Origin of the sequence: Pseudomonas sp. NPDC087358 (assembly GCF_044900785.1) — a bacterium.
In the GTDB taxonomy this organism is placed as follows: Bacteria; Pseudomonadota; Gammaproteobacteria; order Pseudomonadales; family Pseudomonadaceae; genus Aquipseudomonas.
On record NZ_JBJDOA010000007.1, the window covers coordinates 195,808 to 207,854 of the forward strand.

Here is a 12,047-nt window from a genome sequence, read left to right on the forward strand (position 1 = left end):
GGAGCGGATTGTGCAACGGCCCACAGACGCAACGCTTGAGTGTGTTGCCCTGTGCGGGAACAATGGCGACCCTTGAACGGCGGCCCGGTCTAGCGGCCAGCTGTTGGGAATGATGTCTTTAACCTTGATCGTGGAGTTCATGTCATGCGCGTCTGGATCGATGCCGACGCTTGCCCCAAGGCAGCCAAGGACCAGGTCATCAAATTCGCCCTCAAGCGCCAGTTCGAAGTGGTGCTGGTGGCCGGGCAGAGCCAGATCAAGCCGAGCCTGACGCTGGTCAGACTCATCGTGGTGCCCAGCGGCCCCGACGCGGCTGATGATTATCTGGTGGAGCACGCAGTGCCGGGCGAGCTGGTGATTTGCAGCGACGTGCCGTTGGCCGATCGCCTGGTCAAAAAAGGCATCGCCGCACTGGATCCGCGTGGCAAGGAGTTCGATGCCCAGAACATGGGTGAACGACTGGCTGTGCGCAATCTGTTCACTGACCTGCGCGAACAAGGGCAGGCCAGTGGCGGGCAGGGGCCTTATGGCGATCGGGAAAAGCGCGCATTCGCCAACTCGCTGGACCGGATCCTGACGCGGCTGGTGCGTGAGTATCCCGCCTGATCGGTGATGCAAAACCTGTGGCATTCGGCCAGAGGCTCGATCAGACGAAACTATCTGTGGCAGTCAGGCTTGCCGGCAGTGGCTTTCTTCAACGCCGTGGCCGCAGGCAAGCCGGGCTGCTACAGGTCAAATGTCAGGTCATGATCAGGTCATGCATCAGGCCAGGCAGCCATTCCCGCAACGGCGCAGTGGTAGTGCCTTCACGACGAAGCCTTGTCCTCGTTCTCCTGCACCAACTCCAGCACCCGGTCGACCAGCTTGTTGATGCCCGCTGCCGCTTCACCGATCGACTTGGCGACCATGTAGGCCGGGGTGCTCACCAGCTTGCGGTCCGTGTCCTCGACGATGTCCGTCACGTCACAGTCCTGGTGCTTGCCGCCCATGCGGGTAATGGCTGCCGCCGTGTCCGGGTCATTGCCGATGGTGCAGGTCACGCCCGGACCATAGATTTTCGCTGCAAGGGCCGGCGACACGCAGATCAAGCCAATGGGCTTGCCGGCCTCGGCGAAGGCTTCAGCCATGGCCAGTACCTCTGCCTGGACCTTGCAGCCTGAGCCCTGGGCGGCGAAGTTGGATAGATTCTTCGCCGCGCCAAAGCCACCGGGAATGATCAGTGCATCGAATTCGCTGATGTCGGCTTCGCGGATGTCTTCGATAGCGCCACGTGCGATGCGCGCCGACTCCACCAGCACATTTCGCGTCTCGGGCATTTCTTCGCCGGTCAGGTGGTTGATGACGTGGTGCTGGGCGATGTTCGGCGCAAAGCATTTCACCTCGGCGCCGCGCTGATCCAGGCGCAGCAAGGTCAGCACGCTTTCATGAATTTCCGCGCCGTCCTGAACGCCGCAACCGGAAAGAATGACGGCCACTCTCTTGGTCATGCTGTGCTCCCTTTCATGGGCGATCCGGATCGCGCCGGGTACGCCGCTGGTGTCGTTTTCCATGGCGGCTTGCGAGTACTCGCAAGCGCCAACGATGTCGTCAAATGTCTACTAATTTGTCATTCGTTGCCATAGGGTTTTGCCGTGGCCGCACCTAATCTTCGATGTTTCATCGCTGGGTGGCGTTGATGAATTTCATTCTGTACGCAGTACCGTTTTTCTTCGTGCTGATTGCCGTCGAACTGCTGGCCGATCGTTGGCGCAGGGTCAGCAACTACCGGGTGGCCGATGCTATCAACAGCCTCAGCACCGGGGTGCTGTCGACCACCACGGGGCTGTTGACCAAAGGCGTAGGGCTGGTCACTTATGCCTTTGCCCTGGAACATCTGGCCTTGTGGCGTTTGGCTGCCGACAGCGTCTGGGTCTGGGTGCTGGCCTTTATCCTTTATGACCTGTGCTATTACTGGCTGCACCGCATGGGTCATGAACGCAATATCCTCTGGGCCGCGCATTCGGTGCATCACCAGAGCGAGGACTACAACCTCTCCACGGCCCTGCGTCAGACCAGCACCGGCTTTCTCCTGAGCTGGATCTTCTACCTGCCGCTGGCGTTGGTGGGCGTGCCGTTGGAGGTGTTCGTCGCCGTGGCATCGCTCAATCTGCTGTATCAGTTCTGGGTGCATACGCGGCACATTCCCAAGCTTGGCTGGTTCGAGTGGTTCTTCGTCACGCCGTCCAATCATCGGGCCCACCATGCGCAGAACCTTGTCTACATGGATCGCAATTACGGCGGGGTGTTCATTCTCTGGGACCGGCTGTTTGGCACTTTCCAGGAGGAACTGAACAGCGAACCACCGATCTTCGGGGTGACCACACCCTTGCGCAGCTGGAATCCGCTTTGGGCAAATGTGCAGTTTTACGTACAGCTTGCAGAGGATGCGCGGCGTGCCGGAGCCTGGCGGGACAAGCTGCGGATCTGGTTCATGCCCACCGGCTGGCGGCCAGAAGATGTCGCCGACCGATATCCGCTCAACAAACCCGACCTCAGTCAGTTTCGCAAATTCGAGGTACCGCTGAGCCGGCTGCAGCAAGTCTATGTCGGGGGGCAGTTCTTCCTCTACACGCTGCTGGGCAGCTATTTGCTTTCCAACGGCGAAGCGTTGCCGTGGCCGGCGCTGGTGCTCGGCTGGTCTTGGGTAGCATCGGGCTTGTTCGTGTTCGGTGTGGCGCTGGAAAACCGGTCGGTGGCGTTGAAGCTTGAGGGTTTGAGACTGGCGGCAAATCTGCCGCTGATGGCGCTGGCGCCGATGGTGGGGCTCTGGCAGATCAGTTCACTGGGGTGGGCTGTGTTACTGACCTATACCCTGTTGAGCGCAGTCGCGGTGTACTGCGCTCGAGGGCATGTCACTCCTCTGGCCGATTCTTGACCTCGACCGTGACCGGTGCCGCCAGCTTGGCTTCCCGCGCAATGCGCGCGTTTTTGATGCGCCGCCAAATCCATAGCAAGACGCCAACCACCAAAAGGGCACCGAGCACCCACAGCTCGTATTTCTTGACGTTACCCAGCAAACCTTCGAGTACGGCGCCGAATTTGTAGGCTGCCGCGCCCAGCGCCGCTGCCCAGACCGCAGCTCCCAGGCCGTTGAGCAGCAGGTAGCGTCCTGGCGGATAGCCTGACAGGCCAATCGCCACCGGCATGACCGTACGCAGCCCATAGACAAAGCGGAAGCTCAGCACCCAGATGTCTGGGTGCCGGCGGATGTGCTCCAGCGCCCGGTCACCGAGCAATTGCCAGCGCGGTTTGCGTGCCAGGAGCTTGCGGCCGTGCTTGCGCCCCATGAAATACCAGAGCTGGTCGCCTGCGTAGCTGCCGAAAAACGCAACGACGACGACCAGGTTGATGTCCATGTATCCGCGAAACGCAAGAAATCCGGCAAGGACCAGGATGGTCTCACCTTCAAAAAAGGTCCCGAGGAAAAGGGCGAAGTAGCCAAATTCTTGTAAAAAATGCTGGAGCATCATTTGGGTGCTGGCGAAATGAACGCGCAGCCTAACGCGCCCAAGACATTCAGGAAAGTGTGCAAATGTGTCTCCTCGTTAAAGTTTCCTACAGCCTCGAGCGATTAGTCGCTTGGAATGCGGGTTTGCGTCTGACGCTCTGTGTCGAAATCGATACTGTCACGCAACCGTCATAATGCTCGCATATACGTGCTGTCAGCCGATTTGCGCTTGCAGGACGCCGAGAAATGCGTAGCGTGGGAGTCAACGCGCGTACAGCATCGCTCCTCGGGTTGGCCATCATTTTTCGCCCCCGAGTCCGGCCTCTGCGCTGGCACCGTCCCGTGTCAGGCGTGACCGGCCAGAGTTCCTGGACGTCACCACTGTTGTGGCGCAGACGGCATGCCGAACTCATTGGCCGTTCGCGCGGCCCAACTGATACAAGGCCAATTGCCTTACAGGATTATTCATGAGCACCGAAGGAATTACCGAAGCGGCAGTCGAACTAGATCCCCAGGCCCTGACCCAGGAAATCACCGCCATGGTCGAGCCGACCATCGAAGTGGTGCCGGCCCACGAGCCGCATCACCCGGCGACCCCGGCGATCGTGATCCCCAACCTGGATGACAGCAGTCTCTACATCCATCGCGAACTGTCGCAGTTGCAGTTCAACATTCGCGTATTGGAGCAGGCGCTGGATGAATCCTATCCGCTGCTTGAGCGGCTCAAGTTCCTGCTGATCTTTTCCAGCAATCTGGATGAGTTCTTCGAAATCCGTGTCGCCGGGCTCAAGAAACAGATCACCTTTGCCCGCGAACAGGCCGGTGCCGATGGTCTGCAGCCGCACCAGGCGCTGGCACGCATCAGTGAGTTGGTGCACGGGCATGTCGACCGCCAGTACGCGATCCTCAATGACATCCTGCTGCCTGAACTTGAAAAGCATCAGGTGCGCTTTATTCGTCGTCGCAACTGGACGACCAAGCTGAAAACCTGGGTTCGTCGTTATTTCCGCGACGAGATCGCGCCGATCATCACCCCGATCGGGCTCGACCCGACGCACCCGTTTCCGCTGCTGGTGAACAAGTCGCTGAACTTCATCGTCGAGCTCGAAGGCATCGATGCCTTTGGCCGCGACTCGGGGCTGGCGATCATCCCGGCGCCGCGCCTGCTGCCGCGCATCATCAAGGTGCCGGAGGAAGTCGGCGGCCTTGGCGACAACTACGTGTTCCTGTCGTCGATGATCCATGCCCACGCCGATGACCTGTTCCAGGGCATGAAGGTCAAGGGCTGCTATCAGTTCCGTCTGACCCGTAACGCCGATCTGGCGCTGGACTCCGAAGACGTCGAAGACCTTGCCCGTGCATTGCGCGGCGAGCTGTTCTCACGTCGGTACGGCGATGCGGTGCGCCTGGAAGTGGCCGATACCTGCCCCAAACATCTGTCTGACTATCTGCTCAAGCAGTTCAACCTGAGCGAGACCGAGCTGTACCAGGTCAACGGGCCGGTGAACCTGACCCGTCTGTTCAGCATTACCGGCCTGGACAGTCACCCCGAGCTGCAATACATGCCGTTCACTCCGGCCATTCCCAAGCTGTTGCAGAACAGCGAAAACATCTTCAACGTGATCAGCAAGCAGGACATTCTGCTGCTGCACCCGTTCGAGTCGTTCACGCCGGTGGTGGATCTGCTGCGCCAGGCAGCCAAAGACCCTCATGTCCTGGCCGTACGCCAGACCCTATATCGCAGCGGTGCCAACTCGGAAATCGTCGATGCGCTGGTGGATGCGGCGCGCAACGGCAAGGAAGTGACTGCGGTGATCGAACTGCGTGCGCGCTTCGACGAAGAGTCCAACCTGCAACTGGCCAGCCGTCTGCAAGCGGCAGGTGCGGTGGTGATCTACGGCGTCGTGGGTTTCAAGACCCACGCCAAGATGATGCTCATCCTGCGCCGCGAGGCCGGCGAGATCGTGCGCTACGCGCATTTGGGCACCGGTAACTACCATGCGGGCAACGCGCGCCTGTACACCGACTACAGCCTGCTGACATCCGATGACGCGCTGTGCGAAGACGTTGGCAAGCTGTTCAGCCAGTTGATCGGCATGGGCAAGACGTTGCGCATGAAGAAGCTGCTGCATGCGCCGTTCACCCTGAAAAAGGGCATGCTCGACATGATTGCCCGCGAGACTCAGTTCGCCGCCGAGGGCAAGCCGGCGCACATCATCGCCAAGTTCAACTCCCTGACCGATCCGAAGATCATCCGCGCCTTGTACAAAGCCAGTCAGACCGGGGTGAAGATCGATCTGGTGGTGCGTGGCATGTGCTGCTTGCGTCCGGGGGTACCGGGCGTGTCGCACAATATTCAGGTGCGCTCGATCATCGGGCGGTTCCTGGAACACACGCGGGTGTTCTATTTCCTCAACGGTGGCGAGGAGCAGATGTTCCTGTCCAGTGCCGACTGGATGGAGCGTAACCTGGACAAGCGCGTCGAGACTTGCTTCCCGGTTGAGGGCAAGAAGCTGATTCTGCGGGTCAAGAAGGAGCTGGAAGGGTATCTGACGGACAACACCCATAGCTGGCTGCTGCAGCCGGACGGGCGCTACATCCGCAGCACGCCGACCGGCAACCAGAATCCGCGCAACGTGCAGGCAGCGTTGCTGGAAAAGTTGAGCAACCCGGTCCTCAGCGTACGCTGAGGACGATGCCGACCCGGGTCAGCCAATCGGCTTCCAGGCCGAAGTCGGCCTGAGTCAGCTGGTTGTTTTCCAGCCAGCCATCGGGGAACAGGATTTCCAGATGGTTGCCGCTGGCGGTCAACAGCGGTTGCGGCATCTCTTGAGTGCCGCGAATGTGGTGGAACAGGATCGCAAATCGCAGCAGCACGCACAGGCGGATCAGCTTGACCCCTTCGTCGCCAAATTCGGCGAACTTGTCCTTGGGGATGTTGCGCCGATGCCCGCGCACCAGCAGGGCCAGCATTTGTTGGTCTTCGCGGGAAAACCCTGCCAGGTCAGAGTGCTCGATCAGGTACGCGCCATGCTTGTGATAGTGATAATGGGCAATGTCCAGGCCCACTTCATGCACCTTGGCGGCCCAGCGCAGCAGCTCGCGGTATGAGCCGTCCTCCAGCTCCCAGGCCTTGGCCACCTGCTCCAGCGCCGACAGCGCCTTGCGTTCGACCCGCTCAGCCTGCTTCAAGTCGACGTGGTAACGATCCATCAGCGAATTGAGGGTGCGCTCACGGACGTCTTCGTGGTGATGACGGCCCAGCAAGTCATACAACACGCCTTCGCGCAGCGCGCCTTCGCAGTGGTCCATGCGTTGCAGGTCGAGCGCGTCGAAAATGGCCTCAAGAATCGCCAGGCCCGCCGGAAAGATCGCCCTGCGGTCAGGCTTGATGCCGTCGAAATCGATCTTGTCCACTTCACCAAGCTTCATCAGCTTGCGCTTGAGCCATGCCAGGCCTTCGGCGTTGACTTCGCCATTGCCATGACCGCCAGCCTTGAGCGCCAGGCCAATGGCGCGGATGGTGCCGGACGAGCCGATGGCCTCATCCCAGCTCAGGCGATGCAGGGCGTGTTCGATGCTCATGATCTCCAGCCGCGCCGCCGTGTAGGCCTGGGCGTAACGCGCCGGGGTGATTTTGCCGTCCTTGAAATAACGCTGAGTGAAACTCACACAACCCATTTGCAGGCTTTCGCGCAGCAACGGTTCAAAGCGCTGACCGATGATGAACTCGGTGCTGCCGCCACCAATGTCGGCAACCAGCCGCTTGCCGGGGGTGTCGGCCAGGGTGTGGGAGACGCCCAGGTAGATCAGGCGCGCTTCTTCACGGCCGGAGATGACTTCGACCGGATGGCCGAGGATTTCTTCGGCGCGATGAATGAATTCGTTGCGGTTGCGCGCTTCGCGCAGGGCGTTGGTGCCAACGATGCGTACGGCGCCCAAGGGCATACCGTTGATCAGTTGGGCGAAACGCTTGAGGCAATCGAGCCCGCGCTGCATGGATTCTTCGTTGAGCTTGCGCTCATCGTCGATTCCGGCGGCCAACTGGACTTTCTCGCCAAGCCGCTCAAGGATGCGGATTTCGCCCTGATTGGCTTTGGCTACAACCATGTGAAAGCTGTTGGAGCCCAAGTCGATGGCGGCGATCAGCGAGAGATTTTTGGCTGTTGATGGCGGCATGGTGAAAATGTCCCGGTCGATAACCCCGACATCGTGCCACGATCCATCACTGCCGCCAAACAGGGAAGCCAATGTCGACGCTTCTCAGCCAACAGCAGAACGGCTTCTGCCGAAGGCGGGGGAGGCCGGCTTGCCGACGATCTGGCGCCAAGCGGCCGCAAAACCTGAGCTCCCGATATGCCTGTCACACCCTGTTTACCCGGTTTGCGGCTGCTGTGCAGCCGATCGCCGGCAAGCCAGGCTTGCACGCCCTCCGGGCAGAATCACAAGCACGGCGCCTCAGGCCTGCTCCACCGACCCGATGAAATTCGCCAGCTCCTGGGTTTTCGGGTTGGCCATCAGCTCTTTCGGGTCTCCCACCTCGTGCACCTTGCCCTGATGCATGAACACCAGCTTGTCGCCAACTTCGCGGGCGAAGCGCATTTCGTGGGTGACCATGATCAGGGTCATGCCATCCTTGGCCAGCCCGCGTACCACGCTGAGCACTTCGTTGACCAGTTCCGGGTCCAGCGCCGAGGTGATTTCATCGCACAGCAGCACTTTGGGCGACATCGCCAGGGCGCGGGCGATGGCCACGCGTTGCTGCTGGCCGCCAGACAGGCGATCAGGGAAGGCGTCGAACTTCTCGCCCAGACCGACCCGCTCGAGCATCTCTTTGGCGAGCTTCCTGGCCTCGGCCTTCGAGACCTTCTTCACCACCTGAGGCGCGAGCATCACGTTCTCGCCGACGGTCAGGTGCGGGAACAGATTGAACTGCTGGAACACCATGCCGACTTTCTGCCGCAGGCTGCGCAAGTCGGCGCGGGCTGCATCCAGGTATTCGCCATCGACCTCGATCACCCCGTCGTTGATCGACTCAAGGCCGTTGAGCGTGCGCAGCAACGTGCTTTTACCCGAGCCACTGCGGCCAATGATTGCCACGACCTGGCCTTCCTCGACGCTCAGGTCGATGCCTTTGAGCACGTGGTGATCGCCATAGTATTTGTGCAGGGCGGAAATTCTAAGCAGAGGCATGAAGTCTCCTTTCCAGGTAGCGCGCGCTGAGCGACAACGGGTAGCAAAGCAAAAAGTAGCCCAGGGCGACGAAGCCATAGACCATGAAAGGCTGGAACGTGGCGTTGGCGAGCATGCCGCCCGTCTTGGTCAGCTCGGTGAAACCGATGATCGAAGTCACCGCCGTGCCCTTGACCACCTGCACCGAGAACCCCACCGTCGGTGCGACCGCAATACGCAGGGCCTGCGGCAGGATCACATAACGCAATTGCTCGAACGGCGTAAGCGCCAGGCTGGCCGACGCTTCCCACTGACCACTGGAGATCGACTCGACGCAACCGCGCCAGATTTCGGCCAGATAGGCGCTGGTAAACAGGGTCAGCGCGAAAGCGGCCGCGACCCAGGGCGAGATATCCACACCCAGCAGCGCCACCCCGAAGAACACCAGAAACAGCTGCATCAGCAGCGGAGTGCCCTGGAACAGTTCGATGTAGCAGCGGGCCAGGGTGCGCAATGCAGAGGTATCGCTGATGCGCATGGTCATCACCAGCAGCCCGATCACGCCGCCGCCAATGAATGCCACCAGCGACAACGCCAGCGTCCATTGAAGGCCCGTCAGCAGGTTGCGCACGATGTCCCAGAGGGTGAAGTCCATCAGCTGTTCCTCGAGATGTAGCGACGACCGATCCAGGCCAGCAGCTGACGAATCAGCAGCGCCATGCACAGGTAGATCAGCGTGGTGATGATGTAAGTCTCGAAAGCGCGGAAGTTGCGCGACTGAATGAAGTTGGCGGCGAAGCTCAGCTCCTCGGTAGCGATCTGCGAACACACCGCCGAGCCAAGCATGACGATGATGATCTGGCTGCTCAGGGCCGGCCATACCTTGCCCAGCGCGGGCGCCAGGACCACGTAGCGGAAGGTCTCGAAGCGTGTCATCGCCAGCGCTGCCGAAGCTTCCAGCTGCCCGCGGGGAATCGCCTGAATACCTGCGCGGATGATCTCCGTGGAGTAGGCACCCAGGTTGATCACCATGGCCAGCACCGCCGCCTGCCACTCGGAGATCTGCAGCCCCAGTGAGGGCAGGCCGAAAAAGATGAAGAACAGTTGGACCAGGAACGGCGTGTTGCGTATCAGCTCGACATAGATGCCGAACAGGGTCGAGAACGGCTGGATCTTCCAGGCTCTGACGATCGCACCGACGATCCCCAGACTGACCCCCAGCAGGGTGCCGATGGCGGTCAGCTCCAAGGTGAACAAGGCACCGCGCAGCAGCAGGTCAGCGTTTTGCAGAACCGGAATGAAGTCGAACTGATAAGCCATCTAAAGCCCCGAATCAGATGCAGTGACGAAAAGAGCTGCGATCAGAGATCGGCTGGCAGCGGCTGTTTCAGCCAGGTCTGCGAGTTCTTTTCCAGCGCGCCGTCTTTCTTCGCCGCTTCGAGAATTTCGTTGACCTTGGCCAGCAGTTCCGGCTGCCCCTTGTTTATGCCGACATACACGGGCGAGTCCTTGAGTTTTACTTTCAAAGCCGGGATGCGCTTGGGGTTTTTCTCGCTGATCGCGACCATGACCACGTTGCCGCTGGCGATCAGGTCGGTCTGGTTGGCCAGATAGGCGGCGATGGTCGAGTTGTTGTCTTCGAAGCGTTTGATGGTCGCTTCTTTCGGCGCAACGGCAGTCAGCTCGATGTCCTCGATGGCGCCGCGGGTCACGCTGATGGTTTTGCCCTTCAGGTCATCCACGCCGCTGATGGCGGCATCAGGAGGACCGAACACCGCGAGGTAGAAGGGAGCGTAGGCGCGGGAGAAGTCGATGACTTTTTCGCGATCCGGGTTCTTGCCCAGGCTTGAGATCACCAGATCGACCTTGCCAGTGGTCAGGAAGGGGATGCGGTTGGTGCTGTTGACCGGTGTCAGCTCCAGCTTGACCTTCAGCTGGTCGGCAATCAGTTGCGCGGTGTCGATGTCCAGGCCCCGCGGCTTCATGTCCGGGCCGACCGAGCCAAACGGCGGGAAGTCCTGCGGTACAGCGACTTTCAGGGTGCCGCGCGTGGTCACATCATCCAGGCCGTTGGCGTGGGCGGGGGCCTGGCCGAGCATGAGGCTGGCAAACAGGGCGGCAAGCAGAGCGCTGGAACGCTTGGTCATGTGACGTCTCCGAATCGAACGAATATGTAGGCAGAGCATGGGTGCTGGCCAAGCATCAGTGCACAGCCCATGCCAGTCGTTGACCGGCGACCGGTGAATGCGGGTTGCAAGGCTGTTGCGGTCTAACTGGTCTGAACAGTCAGCGGATCCTCCGCCCCGCTTTGGCGCGCCGCAAAGCCCCGGCGCCCCTCGCTTGGGCGTCACTTGCCGAATCACTGCGATGGCTATACAAGAGGATTTTTCCACGGTTATTGCGCCTGAATCGCCATGCACCCGAGCCCTATTGCAGTACCTGAAGCCGCCTTCCAGGCGATCCGCAAACTGATCGCCGAGCAGGGCTATGGCCCCGGCGACAGCCTGCCCTCCCAACGGGATCTGGCCGTTCGGCTGGGGGTAAGTCGGGCGTCGCTGCGTGAAGCTTTGTCTTCGCTGAGCGCCTTGGGGGTAGTCAGCGTGCAGCCCGGCAAAGGCGTGTTCGTTCAGGGGATTTCTGAACCACAAAAGAGCACGAGTGGTTTTTCCTGGCCTTATGCAGCCCATGCATCGCCATCGGAGACCTTTCAGTTGCGTTATGCGCTGGAGGGCTTCGCCGCCGGGCTGGCAGCGGTGACGCTGACGGCCGATGAGCGCGATGTGCTGGAAGACAATGTCGAAGCAATGCGCCTGGAGCTCAAGGCCGGCGACTTCGAGTGCGCTGCGAGGCTTGATTTCGACTTCCACCGACGCATTCTCGTGGCCAGCGGCAACCAGGCGATCCTCGGCATCATCACCGCCAGCGCCGACATCTTTCTGGAAAGTCAGAAGCTGCCGTTCATTCGGGCCGGGCGCGCGATGGAGACCTGGCAGGAGCACCGCAAGATCCTCCGCGCCCTGGCCCGCAACGCCTCAGGCCCCGCGCAGAAGGCCATGCAGGAGCACATCAGGGGCGCGGCGCTGCGGACCGGAATCATCTTCGTTGCGCCGTCGGGGTGATTGCTTTGATTCTGGCCGCAGGCGGTGGGAGTCTGGCTTGCCAGCGATTTGCCGGGGACCGGCGGCGAAATCAGGCGACTCGGTAGGTCAGGCGCATAGCGTTCACAGGGTTTGCTGGCGCTTCGCGCCAGATCGTTGGCAAGCCGAACTCCCACGCCCTTCGGGCAGAAGCAGTCGACCTCTGACGGGCTGCGGGCAGAAGTGATCGGCATCTGTTGCGCCGGCCGCTTTTGATTCTGGCCGAAGGCCGTGGGAGCCTGGCTTGCCAG

Annotated in this window: 11 protein-coding genes; 4 read left to right on the forward strand and 7 right to left on the reverse strand. The window is 60.8% G+C overall.

Features of this window, described 5'->3' with window-relative positions; translation table 11 throughout:
* Positions 1 to 144 precede the first annotated feature (144 nt).
* Positions 145 to 606, forward strand: coding sequence for a YaiI/YqxD family protein (locus ACI2KS_RS18035; protein WP_404622340.1), 462 nt, complete (start codon positions 145 to 147; stop codon positions 604 to 606).
* Between the two features lie 200 nt (positions 607 to 806).
* Here the strand turns inward: ACI2KS_RS18035 and elbB are convergent, their stop codons facing one another.
* Positions 807 to 1,487 carry an isoprenoid biosynthesis glyoxalase ElbB gene (gene elbB, locus ACI2KS_RS18040; protein WP_404622341.1) on the reverse strand — a complete coding sequence of 227 codons (681 nt, stop codon included), beginning with the start codon at positions 1,485 to 1,487 and terminating at the stop codon, positions 807 to 809.
* Between the two features lie 188 nt (positions 1,488 to 1,675).
* Here elbB and ACI2KS_RS18045 point away from each other — a divergent pair, with 188 nt between their 5' ends.
* Positions 1,676 to 2,914, forward strand: coding sequence for a sterol desaturase family protein (locus ACI2KS_RS18045; protein ID WP_404622342.1), 1,239 nt, complete (start codon positions 1,676 to 1,678; stop codon positions 2,912 to 2,914).
* On the opposite strand, the gene ACI2KS_RS18050 is transcribed toward ACI2KS_RS18045, so the two are convergent.
* Positions 2,892 to 3,509, reverse strand: coding sequence for a DedA family protein (locus tag ACI2KS_RS18050; RefSeq protein ID WP_404622343.1), 618 nt, complete (start codon positions 3,507 to 3,509; stop codon positions 2,892 to 2,894). The genes ACI2KS_RS18045 and ACI2KS_RS18050 overlap by 23 nt on opposite strands.
* Before the next feature lie 517 nt (positions 3,510 to 4,026).
* Between ACI2KS_RS18050 and ppk1 the strand changes: the two genes are divergently transcribed.
* The gene (gene ppk1, locus ACI2KS_RS18055; protein ID WP_404622508.1) at positions 4,027 to 6,177 is read left to right on the forward strand and encodes a polyphosphate kinase 1; all 2,151 of its coding nucleotides are present in this window, start codon (positions 4,027 to 4,029) and stop codon (positions 6,175 to 6,177) included.
* Here ppk1 and ppx read toward each other — a convergent pair.
* The 5 genes from ppx to ACI2KS_RS18080 all read right to left on the reverse strand — a co-directional run bounded on the left by ppx (position 6,164) and on the right by ACI2KS_RS18080 (position 10,806).
* Positions 6,164 to 7,666, reverse strand: a complete 1,503-nt coding sequence (gene ppx / locus ACI2KS_RS18060) for an exopolyphosphatase (protein WP_404622344.1) — start codon at positions 7,664 to 7,666, stop codon at positions 6,164 to 6,166. The genes ppk1 and ppx overlap by 14 nt on opposite strands.
* A gap of 279 nt (positions 7,667 to 7,945) precedes the next feature.
* A complete protein-coding gene (locus ACI2KS_RS18065) occupies positions 7,946 to 8,680 on the reverse strand; it encodes an amino acid ABC transporter ATP-binding protein (protein WP_404622345.1) in 735 nt (244 codons plus the stop codon).
* Positions 8,667 to 9,317 carry an amino acid ABC transporter permease gene (locus ACI2KS_RS18070; protein ID WP_404622509.1) on the reverse strand — a complete coding sequence of 217 codons (651 nt, stop codon included), beginning with the start codon at positions 9,315 to 9,317 and terminating at the stop codon, positions 8,667 to 8,669. Before ACI2KS_RS18070 ends, ACI2KS_RS18065 begins: the two co-directional genes overlap by 14 nt.
* Positions 9,314 to 9,979, reverse strand: coding sequence for an amino acid ABC transporter permease (locus tag ACI2KS_RS18075; RefSeq protein ID WP_404622346.1), 666 nt, complete (start codon positions 9,977 to 9,979; stop codon positions 9,314 to 9,316). The genes ACI2KS_RS18070 and ACI2KS_RS18075 overlap by 4 nt, the downstream gene beginning before the upstream one ends.
* Before the next feature lie 41 nt (positions 9,980 to 10,020).
* Complete coding sequence (locus ACI2KS_RS18080; protein WP_404622347.1) at positions 10,021 to 10,806, reverse strand: transporter substrate-binding domain-containing protein; 786 nt, start codon at positions 10,804 to 10,806, stop codon at positions 10,021 to 10,023.
* A 267-nt stretch (positions 10,807 to 11,073) separates the two neighbouring features.
* On the opposite strand from ACI2KS_RS18080, the gene ACI2KS_RS18085 reads away from it, so the two are divergent.
* A complete protein-coding gene (locus ACI2KS_RS18085; RefSeq protein ID WP_404622348.1) occupies positions 11,074 to 11,778 on the forward strand; it encodes a FadR/GntR family transcriptional regulator in 705 nt (234 codons plus the stop codon).
* The last annotated feature ends 269 nt before the right edge of the window (positions 11,779 to 12,047 follow it).